Source organism: Maribacter sp. IgM3_T14_3 (genome assembly GCF_049603095.1).
Lineage (GTDB): Bacteria > Bacteroidota > Bacteroidia > Flavobacteriales > Flavobacteriaceae > Maribacter.
This window is the reverse complement of the sequence record NZ_CP187138.1, coordinates 3,029,794-3,046,268: the sequence shown is the minus strand read 5'-3', so window position 1 is coordinate 3,046,268 and position 16,475 is coordinate 3,029,794. Positions and strand designations below refer to the sequence as shown.

12 protein-coding genes are annotated in these 16,475 nt (G+C 36.4%); 1 reads left to right on the top strand and 11 read right to left on the bottom strand.

Annotation, left to right across the window (positions count from 1 at the left end; translation table 11 throughout):
* Positions 1–36: 36 nt before the first annotated feature.
* From ACPF9A_RS13565 to ruvB, 4 genes are all read right to left on the bottom strand, one after another.
* On the bottom strand, positions 37–2,331 hold the full coding sequence (locus ACPF9A_RS13565) for an NADP-dependent malic enzyme (protein ID WP_423997737.1): 2,295 nt from the start codon (positions 2,329–2,331) through the stop codon (positions 37–39).
* A 120-nt stretch (positions 2,332–2,451) separates the two neighbouring features.
* Positions 2,452–3,771 carry an MFS transporter gene (locus ACPF9A_RS13560; protein ID WP_423997735.1) on the bottom strand — a complete coding sequence of 440 codons (1,320 nt, stop codon included), beginning with the start codon at positions 3,769–3,771 and terminating at the stop codon, positions 2,452–2,454.
* 168 nt (positions 3,772–3,939) lie between these two features.
* Positions 3,940–4,860, bottom strand: coding sequence for a tRNA epoxyqueuosine(34) reductase QueG (gene queG / locus ACPF9A_RS13555; protein WP_424004483.1), 921 nt, complete (start codon positions 4,858–4,860; stop codon positions 3,940–3,942).
* Between the two features lie 2 nt (positions 4,861–4,862).
* Positions 4,863–5,885: a Holliday junction branch migration DNA helicase RuvB gene (gene ruvB, locus ACPF9A_RS13550; RefSeq protein WP_423997733.1), complete on the bottom strand. Its 1,023-nt coding sequence runs from the start codon at positions 5,883–5,885 to the stop codon at positions 4,863–4,865.
* Between the two features lie 130 nt (positions 5,886–6,015).
* On the opposite strand from ruvB, the gene ACPF9A_RS13545 reads away from it, so the two are divergent.
* On the top strand, positions 6,016–8,280 hold the full coding sequence (locus ACPF9A_RS13545) for an acyl-CoA dehydrogenase (protein ID WP_423997731.1): 2,265 nt from the start codon (positions 6,016–6,018) through the stop codon (positions 8,278–8,280).
* Here the strand turns inward: ACPF9A_RS13545 and ACPF9A_RS13540 are convergent.
* From ACPF9A_RS13540 to nrfD, 7 genes are all read right to left on the bottom strand, one after another.
* Positions 8,277–8,975, bottom strand: a complete 699-nt coding sequence (locus tag ACPF9A_RS13540; protein WP_424004481.1) for a GIN domain-containing protein — start codon at positions 8,973–8,975, stop codon at positions 8,277–8,279. The two genes, ACPF9A_RS13545 and ACPF9A_RS13540, sit on opposite strands and share 4 nt — an antisense overlap.
* 263 nt (positions 8,976–9,238) lie before the next feature.
* On the bottom strand, positions 9,239–11,068 hold the full coding sequence (locus ACPF9A_RS13535; RefSeq protein WP_423997729.1) for a cytochrome c oxidase subunit I: 1,830 nt from the start codon (positions 11,066–11,068) through the stop codon (positions 9,239–9,241).
* A 60-nt stretch (positions 11,069–11,128) separates the two neighbouring features.
* Positions 11,129–12,232, bottom strand: coding sequence for a cytochrome c oxidase subunit II (locus tag ACPF9A_RS13530; RefSeq protein WP_423997727.1), 1,104 nt, complete (start codon positions 12,230–12,232; stop codon positions 11,129–11,131).
* Between the two features lie 32 nt (positions 12,233–12,264).
* Complete coding sequence (locus tag ACPF9A_RS13525) at positions 12,265–13,599, bottom strand: quinol:cytochrome C oxidoreductase (RefSeq protein ID WP_423997725.1); 1,335 nt, start codon at positions 13,597–13,599, stop codon at positions 12,265–12,267.
* Positions 13,600–13,614: 15 nt separating this feature from the next.
* The gene (locus ACPF9A_RS13520; RefSeq protein WP_423997723.1) at positions 13,615–14,175 is read right to left on the bottom strand and encodes a c-type cytochrome; all 561 of its coding nucleotides are present in this window, start codon (positions 14,173–14,175) and stop codon (positions 13,615–13,617) included.
* Between the two features lie 2 nt (positions 14,176–14,177).
* Positions 14,178–14,708 (bottom strand): DUF3341 domain-containing protein, encoded by a 531-nt coding sequence (locus ACPF9A_RS13515; protein WP_423997721.1) that lies wholly within the window; start codon positions 14,706–14,708, stop codon positions 14,178–14,180.
* A 2-nt stretch (positions 14,709–14,710) separates the two neighbouring features.
* Positions 14,711–16,456 carry an NrfD/PsrC family molybdoenzyme membrane anchor subunit gene (nrfD, locus tag ACPF9A_RS13510; protein ID WP_423997719.1) on the bottom strand — a complete coding sequence of 582 codons (1,746 nt, stop codon included), beginning with the start codon at positions 16,454–16,456 and terminating at the stop codon, positions 14,711–14,713.
* Positions 16,457–16,475 lie beyond the last annotated feature (19 nt).

Here is a 16,475-nt window from a genome sequence, read left to right as displayed (position 1 = left end):
CCAATTTCCCTAATTGAGTTATTATTTAATTAAATTTTATATCGAACCTTTCGCCTTTTTACGCTTTTCGCGCTCTTGGGCATCAATTACAGCTACAGCCGCCATGTTTACTATTTCGTCAACACTAGCACCTAATTGCATAATATGAACAGCCTTTCTTAACCCTACCATGATAGGACCAATAGAATCTGATTTGTTCAGCTCTTTAAGCAATTTATACGTGATGTTGGCAGATTCTAAATTAGGAAAAATCAATGTATTTACCGTTTTTCCTGCAAGTTTTGAAAATGGAAATTTACTTTGATGCAATTCTTTGTTCAAAGCGAAATCTGTTTGTATTTCACCATCGACCACTAAATCGGGCTTTGTTTCATGCAAAATACGAACAGCTTCTCTTACCTTTCTTGCATTAGGATGCGTTGATGAACCAAAATTTGCATAGCTTAACATCGCTAAAACTGGGTTAAACCCAAAGTTCGAAGCAACATTTGCAGTCATTTGAGCAATATCTGCCAACTCTTCTGCATTAGGCTCAATATTTATTGAAGTATCCGCTAAAAATAACGGACCTCTATCGGTAATCATAATATTTACGGTCGCTACTTTTTTCACACCCGCTGCTCTACCGATTACTTCTAAAATTGGTTTTACGACAGTAGGGTAAGCTCTTGAGTAACCAGAGATCATTCCGTCTGCATCACCTTCAAGAACCATCATGGCACCAAAATAATTACGCTCGCGCATTTTTATTTTTGAACTGTAAAATGTTACGCCGCTTCTCTTACGACTTTCCCAATATTTAGTAGCGTAACGAATATGGCGCTCATCGAACTCCTCAGAGATAGGATCGATGATAACAAGATCGGCATCGAATTCCAGCTCTTTTTTCAATTCAAGAATAATATCTTTTCTACCCAAAAGAATAGGAATAGCAATACCCTCTTCGTGAACTATTTGTGCCGCTTTCAAAACATCTAAATGATCGGCCTCGGCAAATACTATTCTCTTTGCATTACTTCGTGCTCTACTATGCAATAATCGAACAACTTTGTTATCGTTACCTGAACGAAGCATAAGTTCTTCTCTATATTTATCCCAATCTTCAATTGGCATCTTCGCAACACCACTATCCATTGCAGCTTTAGCCACAGCAGGTGGTATTTCGTATATTAATCGCTGATCAAAAGGTTTTGGTATAATATAATCTTTACCAAAAGTCAATCTCGTTTCGCCATAAGCTATATTCACTTGCTCAGGTACAGGCTGTCTTGTTAGATCTGCCAAAGCTTTTACAGCTGCCATTTTCATAGGCTCATTAATTGCTGTAGCCCTTACATCTAAAGCACCCCTAAATATAAATGGAAAACCAAGTACATTATTTACTTGGTTAGGATGATCAGATCTTCCCGTTGCCATTATAATATCTTTTCTGGTAGCGACCGCTAAATCGTATGCTATTTCTGGATCAGGATTTGCCATTGCAAAAACGATAGGGTTTTCGGCCATGGAAAGTAACATACTCGGAGTTACCACATTTGCGATAGACAGACCAACGAATACATCGGCATCGACCATGGCTTCATCTAACGTATCAATTTTTCTATCGGTAGCAAATTCTATTTTGGCAGGCGATAAATTATCGGCATCTTTTCTAATAACACCTTTACTATCAAGCATGACTATATTCTCTGCCTTTGCCCCAAATGCTTTATATAATTTAGTACATGAAACCGCTGCAGCGCCCGCGCCACTAATAACGATGCGTACATCTTCCATTTTCTTTTTAGAAATCTCTAATGCATTTAACAAAGCAGCGGCAGAAATTATCGCCGTACCGTGTTGATCATCATGCATTACAGGAATATCTAATTCCTCTTTTAACCTACGCTCGATTTCAAAGGCTTCAGGAGCCTTTATATCTTCAAGATTAATACCACCGAATGTTGGCGCAATCATCTTTACAGTTTCAACAAACTTATCTACATCTTCCGTATCGATTTCAATGTCAATACCATCGATATCGGCAAAAATCTTAAAAAGAAGACCTTTACCTTCCATTACAGGTTTTGATGCCTCCGGACCGATGTTACCCAAGCCTAATACTGCCGTACCATTAGAAATAATGGCAACTAAATTACCTTTAGAGGTGTATTTGTATACGTTTTCTTTATCCTTCGCTATTTCTAAACATGGCTCTGCCACACCAGGCGAGTAAGCCAAAGCAAGATCACGTTGTGTACTATATGGTTTAGTGGGTACAATTTTTATCTTACCAGGCTGTGGTTTTGCATGATAAATAAGTGCTTCCCTTCTTAGCTTTTCATTGCTCATACTCTTCTATTTTAAAAAAACAAATTTAAAGGTAATCTATAAGAAAGCATTAAGAGGAACACTATTTATATAAACAAAATAAATTGCTCTGTTACAACCATCTCAAAGAAGATTATACCATTATAAATCAACTACCTCTTCATTACTAGAAACATTCAAACGCATTGCAAAAAATGCAGCGATAGCGAAGAATGCACCCGCAAATAACATTGCATTAATGGCGTTACCGCCTAGTAGATATTTATAGATTGGTCCGAATGTTAGTGTCTCAATACCCATTGGAATAACAATCATCATATTCAAAATACCCATGTATACACCACGTCTATCTTGCGGCACCACTTTAGAAACCATGGTATATGGTATACCCATCATAGCTGCCCAACCAACACCAAAGAGAACCATAGGTATTAAAACCATTATAGGATCAGAAATAAAAGGTATTATAAATAGTGATATTGCAGTACCCAGCAAACTCAGCGCATATATTTTTTTACCTCCATACTTAAGTGATAAAGGCACCAATGCCAAAGCAACGACCATGGTAACAATGTTATAGGTCAAACTCATTTGAGCAGACTGCGAAGCTGCCTCGCCGGTAGAATAACCCATTGTCAATTTAAACAAAGGGGTCGTATACTGCCAATAGATAAATAATGCATACCATTGAAACAAGTAAACCGCGCCTAGCTTCCATAAAAATTTCGGCATGTCACTTATCGCTTCTGCTATTTCTTTAAATGGCAATGCAATACGCTCTGCCAAGGGTTTGGCTTTCGCGGCATTAATTCCAACAAGCTCTTGTGAACTAGGCGGTATTTCTGATGTTTTTAATACAGACCACAGGATGGTAGTTATCGAGAGAATTGCACCAATATAAAATGAATAATACAACCAAGTAGGTATAGTACCCGCAACTTCTACCGATTCTCCGCCAAATAAATATTGAAATAGTACTATAGATCCATTTGCTAAAAGTATACCTGCACCTACGAATAAGCTTTGCATTTGATAGCCTAAACTTAATTGTTTCTCAGGAAGTTTATCTCCTACAAATGCTCTATAAGGCTCCATTGCCATGTTGTTACCCACATCAAGAATCCATAGTAAGCCAACTGCAAACCATAAAACGGGACTGGTTGGGAAAGCGAACAAACATAAACTACCCAAAATCGCCCCAATTAAGAAAAAAGGCTTTCTTCTACCCCAACGTTCTGACCATGTTTTATCTGAAATAGCTCCAATTATTGGCTGAACAATTAACCCAGTTATCGGACCAGCGATGTTTAAAATAGGAAGCATATCTTCAGGTGCACCTAGATATAAAAAAATAGGGTTAATGGCGGTTTGCTGCAATCCAAAACTATATTGGATTCCTAAAAAACCAACATTCATATTAAATATCTGCCAGAAACTAAGACTTGGTTTATTGAACTTCATGAACGGGATCTGTTATTTAATTGGTGATACATTTTAATAGATTCTCACAAAACACATGTTATTATTTCGAAAAACATAATATTGAGCGACTACCAATATAATATAATTAGGGCTGTTCTAACACATTAGTATTCAGAAAAACGAACGAAAACGATTGAGAAGATTCAATTATTTCAGAAATTCAATATTTCTTGCGAGTCCGTCGAACTTAGTTCTCTTCACTGCAGATTTCTTAAATACTTTTTGAAAGACATCAACCGTTATTTCTTCCCAGTCTTTTTTGGTCATACTGAGCAATTCTGGATTAGGGTTAAATAACGGTTCACTATGAGGTTTCGAAAAGCGATTCCAAGGGCACACATCTTGGCAAACATCGCAGCCGAACATCCAATCATCAAAAGAGCCCTTCATCTCATTGGGCAATTCATTTTTTAATTCAATCGTAAAATAAGAAATGCACTTACTACCATCAACCACGTAAGGATCAACAATTGCCTGAGTTGGGCAGGCATCTATACAAGCGGTACAAGTACCACAATGATCGGTTACTGCATGGTCATATTCGAGTTCTAAATCAACTATTAGCTCAGCTATAAAGTAAAAAGAACCCACTTGTTGTGTTAGTAGATTGCTATTTTTACCGACCCACCCTAAGCCACTTTTCGCCGCCCAAGCCTTATCTAAAACCGGGGCAGAATCTACAAAAGCACGACCATCGACTTCGCCAATTTCTTCGGTAATAAATTCTTGTAACTGTCTTAATTTAGTTTTTATAATATGATGATAATCTTGACCGTATGCGTATTTAGAAATCTTGTAAGAATCATCAATTTGGGTTTCCTCCGGATAGTAATTTAATAGTAGAGAAATTACAGATTTCGAACCTTCAACTAATAATCTCGGGTCTAATCTTTTATCGAAATGATTCGCCATATAGCTCATTTCGCCATTCATATTATTATTCAACCACTTTTCTAAACGAGGAGCTTCTACCTCTAAAAAATCTGCTTTGGATATACCGCATGATAAAAAACCGAGGCGTTTAGCTTCGGTTTTAATACTATTTGTCCATTTAGATTTTATGTCTATACTCAAAATAAGCCGGGTTGAATTCCTCCTTTTATCCTTCCTAAGTGTTTGTAAGCCAATTCGGTTACTTCACGACCACGAGGAGTTCTCATAATAAACCCTTGCTGAATTAAAAAGGGCTCATAAACTTCTTCAATAGTTTCTGCACTTTCAGATACAGCTGTTGCCAAGGTACTAATGCCGACAGGACCACCTTTAAATTTATCAATAATAGTCGTTAGAATTTTGTTGTCCATTTCATCTAGCCCATGTGCATCTACATTCAATGCCTTTAAGCTGAATTTTGAAATTTCCATATCAATCGACCCATTACCCTTAATTTCTGCGAAATCACGTACTCTTCTTAATAGCGCATTACATATTCTAGGCGTACCTCTACTTCTACCAGCAATTTCTATGGCTGCATCTTGAGAAATAGGCACGCGTAAAATTTCTGCACTACGCTCAACAATGGTAGAAAGTAATTCGGTAGAATAATATTGCAACCTACTTTGAATACCAAATCGAGCACGCATAGGCGCAGTCAATAATCCAGAACGGGTGGTGGCACCAATCAAAGTAAACGGATTCAAATTAATCTGCACAGACCTGGCATTTGGGCCAGACTCTATCATAATATCAATCTTATAATCTTCCATTGCAGAATACAAATATTCTTCTACAATTGGGCTTAATCGGTGTATCTCATCAATAAACAAAACATCTCGCTCGTCTAAGTTGGTTAATAATCCGGCTAAATCGCCGGGTTTATCCAAAACAGGTCCAGAAGTAATCTTTATACCTACACCAAGCTCATTGGCAAGAATATTTGCCAAGGTGGTCTTCCCCAAACCCGGGGGGCCATGAAACAAGGTATGATCCAACGCCTCACCTCTTCTATTTGCAGCTTCAACAAAAACCTTAAGGTTTTCAAGCACCTGTTCTTGACCCGTAAAATCGTCAAAATTTATGGGTCTTAATGCTCTTTCAATGTCCAGTTCCTCATTAGAGAAACCATCAGCAGATGGGTCTAAATACTCGTTCATACACTAACAAAGATAGACAAACACGAGATAACTTTACAGCTAACATATCAGGTAATTAAATTTATATATCTACTTAAATGAAGCATTAAAATCTCATGAGTATTCTAACTAAAATTTGTAATTTCATAGCATGACAAAAGAAAATTACACTGCACAGGTTTTACAATATATTCCGGTCTTTTATATTATATGGTCAGATGACCTGCTGTCGGCATCAGAAATAAATGTGGTTGATAATGCCATTTCTGAAGATAGCACCTTATCGAATGATGATAAAAAACAACTTAAAGGGTGGATGAATGTCAAAAATCCGCCAAAGAACGAGTTGTTTAAGTTTTGGAAACAGTTGATCATTAATAGCAATGTAAAGTTGGTAGAACATGAAACATATCCGCTAACCGCATTCAGCCAAAAAGTAGCATCGCATTATCATAATAACATCTTGTTCAATGATCAAATTAAAAAGATTGAAATAAACCTAGGCATTCAACCCAATCATTACAATCATTTATTTGAGGTTCATATCGATTTAGAAAAAAAATCTTCTCAATATTCGGCGCAAGCTATAGACTCAATTTTAAAAGGTGAACATGCTAAAGTTATAGATTCTTTCAGGTCAGTTTTAAATGACCCTATATTTTCATGGGAAGTTCGACGTAACAAAGAAGAGTTTAGAAATCATGTACTAAAACAAGTAGAATTTCTAGCGGATAAAGGTTATGGTGCAATGGCTTACCCAAACGACTATGGCGGTACTAATGACATGGAGGGTTATGCTACCATTTTCGAAAATATGATGTGGGTAGACGGGAGTTTAGCTATAAAATTCGGTGTACAATTTGGGTTGTTTGGAGGAAGTATTCAAAAACTGGGCACCAAAAAACACCATGACCACTATTTAACCGCAACAGGAAAAGCAGAACTATTAGGATGCTTTGCTATGACAGAAACCGGACACGGATCCAATGTACGCGGAATAAAAACTACAGCAACTTACAATAAGAAAACTGAAACTATTGTCATACATACTCCTGGAAAAAATGACAACAAAGAATATATCGGCAATGCTATACATTCTAAAATGGCGTCTGTTTTTGCCCAACTCATTATCAATGGAAAAAATGAAGGAGTTCATGCAATTCTTGTTCCTCTTAGAAATGAACAACATGAATTACTACCGGGTATAAAAGTCGAAGATAACGGCTATAAGCTCGGACTGAACGGCGTTGATAATGGTAAGATTTGGTTTAACCAAGTTGAGGTACCAAAAGAAAATTTGCTAAATAAGTATGGTACAATTTTAGGTAATGGAGAATACTATTCAGAAATTAAAAACCCGAATAAACGATTCTTTACCATGCTGGGCACTTTAGTAGGTGGTAGAATATGTGTTGCTAGAGCAGGTTTAGGCGGGGCGAAATATGCTTTAACAGTAGCTATTAAGCATGCTTTAAAAAGAAGGCAATTCAATGACAGTGTAAAAATACAAGAAGATCTATTGATGGATTACCCATCACATCAATTACGATTAACACCTCTAGTTGCCAGTGCATACGTTTATCATGTAACATTAGATAAAATGATGGCACTTTATTGCGATGAAACGCTACCAGACAAAAGACAGATAGAAACACAAGTAGCTGGTTTAAAATCTATCATTACTTGGTATGCAAACGATACTATTCAAGAATGCCGTGAAGCCTGTGGCGGCAAAGGTTATCTTTTAGAAAACAGAATTGCAGATTTAAAAGGCGATGTAGATATATTCACCACGTTTGAAGGCGATAATAACGTTTTACTGCAGTTAGCTGCCAAAGGTGTACTTTCAGATTTTAAAGCTGAATTCAACAGTGCAGGCTTTTCAACTGTTTTAAAATTATTGAGTTCGCAATTGAGCGACAAGCTTTCTACCATAAATCCGCTATATACCAATAAGACAGACAAAGACCATTTGTACAATCCTAAATTTCATATTCATGCCTTTGAGCACAGAACAAAAAGATTGACTTATACGATTGCCATGCGTATTAGAGGATATATCAAAAAAGGAATACCCTCTTATCAAGCATTCTTAAAGGTTCAGACCCATTTAATGACACTTGGCAAGGCTTATAGCGCAGAGTTGGCATATAAGTCTTTTATAGCGCATACAAACACAATTACCGACCCAGAGTATAAAGAACTATTTGAAAAACTAGGTACACTATATGCACTTCAAGAAATAAGGAAAGATGCTTCGTGGTATTTAGAACAAGGCTACATTAGTGGAACAAAGTCAAAAGCGATACGACAACGTGTGGAGCGTTTATGTACAGAACTGAGGCCGCATTTAGATAGCCTAGTCGATGGTTTCGGAATACCAGACCACTTAATGACCGCACCTATAACAAATTAGTTCCGCTCTTTTTCTAATCGCGAGGTATCTAGAAAATCTAAAATGGTAATCTGTGGCTCACCATATAGCTTGGTTCTAGTACCACCCTTAGAACTTAGTTGTAATGTATTTAATGCCCTAACTTCTACATCTGGTGCATCTTCAGTAACCAACAAAACATCGTTAGCTTGAAGATCAGATGCCTTTAGAGAACTATTACCATATAGTTTTGCCATTAAAAAATCGGCTGTACCTTCCATTTTGGCAGATGCATTTTTATACATATAAATATTATTGCTAGCACCAGTGGTATATAATTTTACATCTATTCTATCTTTCAACGTGATATTTAAAGAGTCACTGGCTAAATTAAAATCACCTGAACTTATTTCTTCCATCGTAATATCCATAATGTCTGCAGTTGCGTTTAATTCTAATCTAGATGTACCAAAAGTTTGCACTATTAGCCTATCAGTAGAAATAACGTCTTTCATACTAATTTTACCATTTAGCATTTTAATACTACTTAGCTCTTGAAAGAAAATGGTTATTTCTAGTTTTTTCTTCGATGTGATATTATAGAATGATGAAATTTTCAAAACACCATCATCAATATTAAATTTTAGAACATCTATTAGGTTATCATCCACTTCTAATGCATAGCCATCATTAGTTGATTTTTGAATAACAATATCTAGATCATCAACCAATTCAATAGCGCTGAAAGGCTATAAATCCTCACGTACTTCAACCACATTTTTATTACCCTTTATTTTGGGTTTACGTTGCGAATATGCACTAGATGATATAATCAATACAATAATAAGTAGGGCGAACTTTTTCATAATCTAAACTTCTATTTAAAAAATTGAAGGTATTTAATTTTATGTAATAATAAAACAACTTAGTAATATCTTAAGAAGATTGCAAAAAAAAGCCCAACTATTCCTAGTTGGGCTTTTATATAAATCATGAACTTTTAATGGCTCATTTCTTCTTCGTTTTCCTGTAATGGAATATGTTGAGGAATATAATCTTGACCTGGAATGTAATACTCTCCATTCTCATCCACTTTACTATAATCATAAGACCATCTATGAACTTCAGGAATAGCACCTGCCCAGTTTCCGTGAATATGCTTTTGTTCAGCTGTCCATTCTAATGTATTAGATTTCCATGGGTTAACAGGACCTACCTTACCATAGAATACACTGTAGATAAAGTTTGCGACGAAGATTAATTGAGCAGCACCTGCAATGATAGCAAATACTGTCATTAATACTTGTATATCTGTAAGTTCGTCAAACATTGGAAAAGCAGTATTTTCATAATATCTTCTAGGTACACCTGCCATACCGACAAAATGCATTGGGAAGAATACACCATACGCACAAACTGCAGTTACCCAAAAATGGACATAACCTAAGTTCTTATTCAATAGCTTTCCTTCGAACATTACAGGAAACCAATGGTATACACCTGCAAATAAACCATATAGTGCTGAAATACCCATTACTAAGTGGAAGTGAGCAATTACAAAGTATGTATCATGTACGTTAATATCTAAGGTACTATCACCTAATATAATTCCTGTTAAACCACCAGTAATAAAAGTGGAAACAAAACCTATGGAAAACAACATGGCAGGATTTAACTGTAAATTACCTTTCCATAGCGTTGTTATCCAGTTAAATGCCTTTACCGCTGAAGGTATCGCAATTAACAAAGTTGTAAATGTAAATACAGATCCTAAAAATGGATTCATACCAGAAATAAACATATGGTGACCCCAAACAATGGTTGAAAGAAAAGCAATTGCCAATATAGAAGCAATCATAGCACGGTAACCAAAAATTGGTTTACGTGCACTAGTAGCCATAATCTCAGATACTAATCCCATTGCAGGTAAAATCACGATATAAACTTCAGGATGCCCTAAGAACCAAAACAGGTGCTCGTATAAAACCGGAGAACCACCTTGATAATGTAATACCTCACCTTGAATAAATATATCAGAAAGGAAGAAAGAAGTACCAAAACTTCTATCCATAATCAATAATAATGCTGCAGATAATAGAACCGGGAAAGATACAACACCTATAATCGCCGTTACAAAGAAAGCCCAAATTGTTAATGGCAATCTTGTCATAGACATTCCTTTAGTTCTTAAGTTAATAACCGTTACAATATAGTTCAAAGACCCTAAAAGAGATGAAGCAATAAATATTGCCATTGAACTTAACCATAAAGTCATACCTAAACCAGAACCTGGTTGTGCCATTGGTAGTGCACTTAATGGAGGATAAATCGTCCAACCAGCTGCTGCCGGTCCTGCTTCTACAAATAATGATGTAATCATAATTAAAGAAGCTAATGCAAATAACCAAAAGGAAACCATGTTCAAGAAGCCTGATGCCATATCTCGAGCACCAATCTGTAATGGAATCAATAAGTTACTGAACGTACCACTTAAACCAGCGGTAAGAACAAAGAATACCATAATGGTACCGTGCATAGTTACCAATGCTAAATAAACATCAGCATCCATAACCCCACCTGGCGCCCATTTTCCTAAAAGAGCTTCAAATATTGGAAAAGCCTCACCTGGCCAAGCCAATTGCATTCTAAATAATAAAGACATTGCAATACCGATGAATCCCATAACCAATACACCTAAAATAAAGTATTGTTTTCCGATCATTTTATGATCTTGGCTAAAGATATACTTCGTTACAAAAGTTTCTTTATGATGATGTCCATGATCGTCGTGTGCATGATCATCTACATGTGCATGTGCTGTTGCTGACATAATCGTAATCTGGTTTTTATTAATTTTCTTATTATAGCTTTGTCTAATTGAGAATAAAAATTACTCTCCTATTGAAACTGCATCTACAGTATTGAATGCAGGGCTGGCCTCATCTTTCATTACCGTCTCAGCAAATGTTGATTGACCTTTCATCCATTCATTATACTCTTCTTCAGTTTCTACAATTATCTTCATTTGCATATTGTAATGAGATTTACCACAAATCTTATTGCAAAGTAAGATATAATCAAATTCCCAAGGGTCAATTGCCTCTCCAGTACTAACAGCTTTCTCTGCTCGTATCTTATTCGTTCTTTTCACCTTGTCTACTACATCTTCATTCATTCTCATTTCCTCTGTCGTGTATATAGGAGTAAATGAAAACTCAGTAATCATACCTGGAACACAGTTCATCTGTGCTCTAAAGTGTGGCATATAAGCTGAGTGCAATACATCTTGAGAACGCATTTTAAAGTTCACTTTTCTACCAACTGGTAAATGTAACTCATTTACAATAACATCGTCATGACCATAGGTATCAGCTTCATCTAAACCTAAAATATTTGCTTTATCGATATCGATCATTCTTACGTTCGCACCACCTAAAACATTATCTCCGCCACCGTATCTAGCAGTCCATTTAAATTGTTGTGCGTAAAGCTCTACGATTAAAGGATCATCTTCATCATTGACATCCATAATGGTTGTCCACGTATATAATCCCCATAGAATCAAACCAGCTAAAACAATTACAGGAATAATGGTCCAGATAAACTCTAAACGGTCATTATCAGCATAAAACAAAGCTTTCTGACCTTTTTTACCAGAATACTTATAACCGAAGTAGTGTAGTAATGCCTGTGTCAGTGTCTGTACTATAAATATAATAACCATTGACACCAACATCAAACTATCATACTCCTCACCATGCGCAGATCCAGCTTCAGGTAATAAAAATTTACCGTACTGCCAGAAACTAAAAATTGTAATTGCGTATATGAATACCAAGAATGCGAATAACATGTATCCGTTATTCTTATTATCGCTATCCGATGCTATTTGGTGCTGTTCAGTTTTAAGCTGAGATAATTCGAATATTTTAGTCAATTGCCAAATGGCAATGGCTACAAGAAAAAGTACAGCTAAAGTTAATAATGTCGTCATTGTATATATAAATGTTATACTTTACTTAGTTACTAGTAATGAAAGTGTCTACTTTCTTCAATAAAAGGATTTCTTTTTGGTTGTAGCGGTTGTGTTGAAATCGCTCTAAAAATCCAAAATATAAATAAGCCTGCAAAAAACAATACAGAACCTATTTCAGGAATACCGATATACCAATTCTTACCAACCGTAGATGGCATTATAGCATTAAAAATATCCATATAGTGACCTGCAAGAATTACAATACCTGTTAAAATTACGAACCAATTGATTCTCTTGTAGTCACTATTCATTAATAATAGAACTGGGAACAAGAAGTTCATAGCTACCATGCCAAAGAAAGGCAATCTATAGTCTGCAATTCTAGTTACGTAATACGTAACTTCTTCAGGTATGTTAGAATACCAAATTAGCATAAATTGAGAGAACCATAGGTATGTCCAAAAGATACTAATACCGAACATGAATTTAGCTAAATCATGAATATGGCTGTTGTTAACGTCTGGCAAATGACCTTTAGATTTCAAATAGATAGTTACCATTGCAATAACCGTAATACCTGATACGAACATACTTGCAAAGATATACCATCCAAACAATGTACTGAACCAATGTGGCTCTACACTCATAATCCAATCCCAAGACATGATAGACTCAGATATCAGATAGAATACTAAGAAACCAGCTGATATTCTAAAGTTCAATTTAAAGTTTGAATCATCATCAGAAGCATCTTGAGCTATTGATAATTTTCTAGAGTATTCTCTATAACCGATCCAACCTGCTAAAAATATAGCTGCTCTTATTAAAAAGAACGTAGGATTCAAATATCCCGCTTTACCTTTAAGTAATGCATCATGTGCCACTACACTTTCATCCATCCAAATGAACAAATGATTCATGTGAAGAACTGAAAGAAGCAATATTACGAATACAATAATTCCACCAGGAACCAAGTAAGCGGTAATACCTTCCATTACTCTGAACAACAATGGAGACCAACCTGCTTGTGCAGCACGTTGTATAGCGTAAAACGCCAATACCCCTAATGATATCATAAAAAAGAAGAACGCCGCAACATATAATGCCGCCCAAGGTCTGTTCTTTAATTGATCTAACAAATGCTGATCATGAGAAGAATCGTGATCTTCACCATGTGTTTCAGCAACAGCATGATCATCTTCTTTAGTTGCATGTTCAGCTTCAGCTGCATGGGCATCACCATGACCTTCGTCATGACTTGCTACCATTTCTTTTGCCTCTGCTATAGTTCCAGGAGCCATAACAAATCCGCCAATGATTCCTAATGCACCAACAATCATTAGAACAATGGAAGCTATTTTAAGTCTATTTGAAAACGTATACATAGTATTGTTTACCTATTATTTGGTTAAATCTTGTTTCAGTTTCATTACATATTCAGATACTTGCCACATCTCTTCTGTATTCATTTGAGATGCATAAGAACCCATGGAATTCAATCCGTAATGGATTGTGTAATATGTAGATCCTACGGTCACGTTTCTTACTGGGTCAGCGTAACTAGGAACTCCTAAAATCTTTTCCCTTTTTACAAGTGTACCTTGCCCGTCACCTTTATCACCGTGGCAAATTGCACAGTAAATAGTATATAACTGTCCACCTTTTGCCATGTTCTTTTCAACATTCATTGAATCTAAAGGACTGAATTGTAATCTTGACAATTCTTTACCTTCTGGTGAATTCTCGATTTCGTAAGGCAACCATCCTCTATTAATAGTATTCGCAGGTGGCAACATAGCCTCTGATTGATTAGGCAAAAAATCTGCCTCACCATAAGTTTCATAACCAACTGACTCATACATATTAGGCATGTATTGATAGTTACGAGAACCTTTACTCTGACATGAAGTCACTACGATCGCTAAACCGAATAGTATTGCTAATTTCTTAAAACTGTTCATATTTAATGACTGTTTTTTTCTGAAACATTAATTTCTACTGCACCAGTATCGATTAATAAATCCCTTAATTCTTGCTCGTTGTCATGGATCTCAATCTCCATTAAAAAATGATCATCCGTGGTTCTTACATCTGGATTCTCTGCTTCTTTAAATGGCCATAATCTACTTCTTAAGTAGAACGTAATCACCATTAAGTGAGCTGCGAAGAAAACCGTTAATTCGAACATAATAGGCACAAATGCCGGCATGTTCTCAAGGTAGCTAAAGCTTGGTTTACCACCAATGTCTTGAGGCCAATCTTCTATCATGATATAGTTCATCATAACAGTTGCCACAGTAATACCTACACAACCATATAAAAATGCAGTTATCGCTAATCTAGTTGGAGCTAACCCCATTGCTTTGTCTAACCCGTGTACAGGAAAAGGACAATATACCTCTTCAATATGAAGCTTTGCTGCTTTGACCCTTTTAACGGCAAGCATTAGCACATCATCATCATCGTAAAAAGCGTGTATAACTTTAGATGCCATATTTATCTTTTGTTATTTAATAAAATTGCTGCTTGTCCTGCCCAGTCATCACGTTGTGCTCTTCCTGGAAAAGAACCGGTAATAGAATCTAACAAGTTGTATTCACTCTCTGTCATTCTAGCAACTTGAGCAAAAGTGTAAATTCCTATTTCATTTAAGGTAGCTTCCATTTGAGGTCCGATACCTTTTACTTTCTTCAAATTATCTGCTACTTGTGTAGTTGCATCAAAAGTACCTACTGCACTTAATAAATCTGACACTCCTATTTTATCTCCAACAGTAGGAACTACTTCACCCATTAAAACATCGTCGGTAATCGACTCTCTAACTTCTGCCTTTAACTTTGTAATTTGATACATCGGTTTACCAGAATCTCTTAATGTCTTATACTTTTCACCTGATGCCTTCAAGATAGACTTGACTTCCGCCTGAGCAATTACAGGAAATGTTCTAGCATATAGTAAGAACAATACAAAGAAGAAACCTATAGTACCAATAAAGATACCGATATCAACAAATGTTGGCGAGAACATTGTCCAAGAAGATGGAAGGTAATCTCTATGTAAAGAGGTTACGATAATCACGAATCTTTCGAACCACATTCCTATGTTTACAACAATAGAAATAAAGAAAGAGAACATGATACTAGTTCTTAGTTTTTTGAACCACATGAACTGTGGAGAGAATACGTTGCAAGTCATCATTGACCAATATGCCCACCAGTAAGGTCCGGTTGCTCTGTTCAAGAATGCATATTGCTCATATTCAACACCAGAATACCAAGCCATGAACAACTCTGTAATATAGGCACAACCTACAATAGAACCTGTAAGCATGATAACGATGTTCATTAATTCTATATGCTGTACAGTGATATAGTTCTCTAAATGACACACCTTTCTCATTATAATCAATAATGTGTTCACCATCGCGAAACCAGAGAAGATAGCCCCTGCAACGAAATATGGTGGAAAGATAGTTGTATGCCAACCTGGAATTACCGAAGTAGCAAAGTCAAAAGATACAATGGTGTGTACCGATAATACCAATGGCGTTGCAAGACCTGCAAGTACCAAAGATACCTCTTCAAATCGTTGCCAATCTTTAGCACGACCACTCCAACCAAAACTTAATAAGCTATATATTTTCTTTTGAAAAGGTAACACAGCTCTATCACGAATCATTGCAAAATCAGGAAGTAACCCCGTCCACCAGAATACCAATGAAACCGATAAATACGTTGATATCGCAAATACATCCCAAAGAAGCGGTGAGTTAAAGTTTACCCACAAAGAACCAAATTGATTCGGAATTGGCAGTACCCAGTAGGCTAACCAAGGACGACCCATGTGAATAATCGGAAACAAACCTGCTTGAACTACCGAGAAAATTGTCATCGCTTCTGCAGAACGGTTAATTGCCATTCTCCATTTTTGACGGAACAATAATAATACAGCTGAGATAAGTGTACCAGCGTGGCCGATACCTACCCACCAAACGAAGTTGGTAATATCCCATGCCCAGTTAACAGTTTTGTTAAGACCCCAAGTACCGATACCGGTAGAGACCGTATAAATAATACAACCTACTCCCCAAAGAAATGCCACTAAGGCAATGGAAAAAACTATCCACCAGTGCTTGTTTGCTCTGCCTTCTACTGGAGCGGCAATATCCACAGTTACATCGTGGTAGCCTTTATTTCCAATAACTAGGGGTTTACGTATAGGTGCTTCGTAATGCGACGCCATAGACTTTTGTTATAATTAC

What these genes read in the sequence shown, in the direction of transcription:
- ACPF9A_RS13565 (WP_423997737.1), bottom strand. Translation starts at nt 2,331, where the DNA reads ATGAGCAATGAAAAGCTAAGAAGGGAAGCACTTATTTATCATGCAAAA.
- ACPF9A_RS13560 (WP_423997735.1), bottom strand. Translation starts at nt 3,771, where the DNA reads ATGAAGTTCAATAAACCAAGTCTTAGTTTCTGGCAGATATTTAATATG.
- ruvB (WP_423997733.1), bottom strand. Translation starts at nt 5,885, where the DNA reads ATGAACGAGTATTTAGACCCATCTGCTGATGGTTTCTCTAATGAGGAA.
- ACPF9A_RS13545 (WP_423997731.1), top strand. Translation starts at nt 6,016, where the DNA reads ATGACAAAAGAAAATTACACTGCACAGGTTTTACAATATATTCCGGTC.
- ACPF9A_RS13535 (WP_423997729.1), bottom strand. Translation starts at nt 11,068, where the DNA reads ATGTCAGCAACAGCACATGCACATGTAGATGATCATGCACACGACGAT.
- ACPF9A_RS13530 (WP_423997727.1), bottom strand. Translation starts at nt 12,232, where the DNA reads ATGACGACATTATTAACTTTAGCTGTACTTTTTCTTGTAGCCATTGCC.
- ACPF9A_RS13525 (WP_423997725.1), bottom strand. Translation starts at nt 13,599, where the DNA reads ATGTATACGTTTTCAAATAGACTTAAAATAGCTTCCATTGTTCTAATG.
- ACPF9A_RS13520 (WP_423997723.1), bottom strand. Translation starts at nt 14,175, where the DNA reads ATGAACAGTTTTAAGAAATTAGCAATACTATTCGGTTTAGCGATCGTA.
- ACPF9A_RS13515 (WP_423997721.1), bottom strand. Translation starts at nt 14,708, where the DNA reads ATGGCATCTAAAGTTATACACGCTTTTTACGATGATGATGATGTGCTA.
- nrfD (WP_423997719.1), bottom strand. Translation starts at nt 16,456, where the DNA reads ATGGCGTCGCATTACGAAGCACCTATACGTAAACCCCTAGTTATTGGA.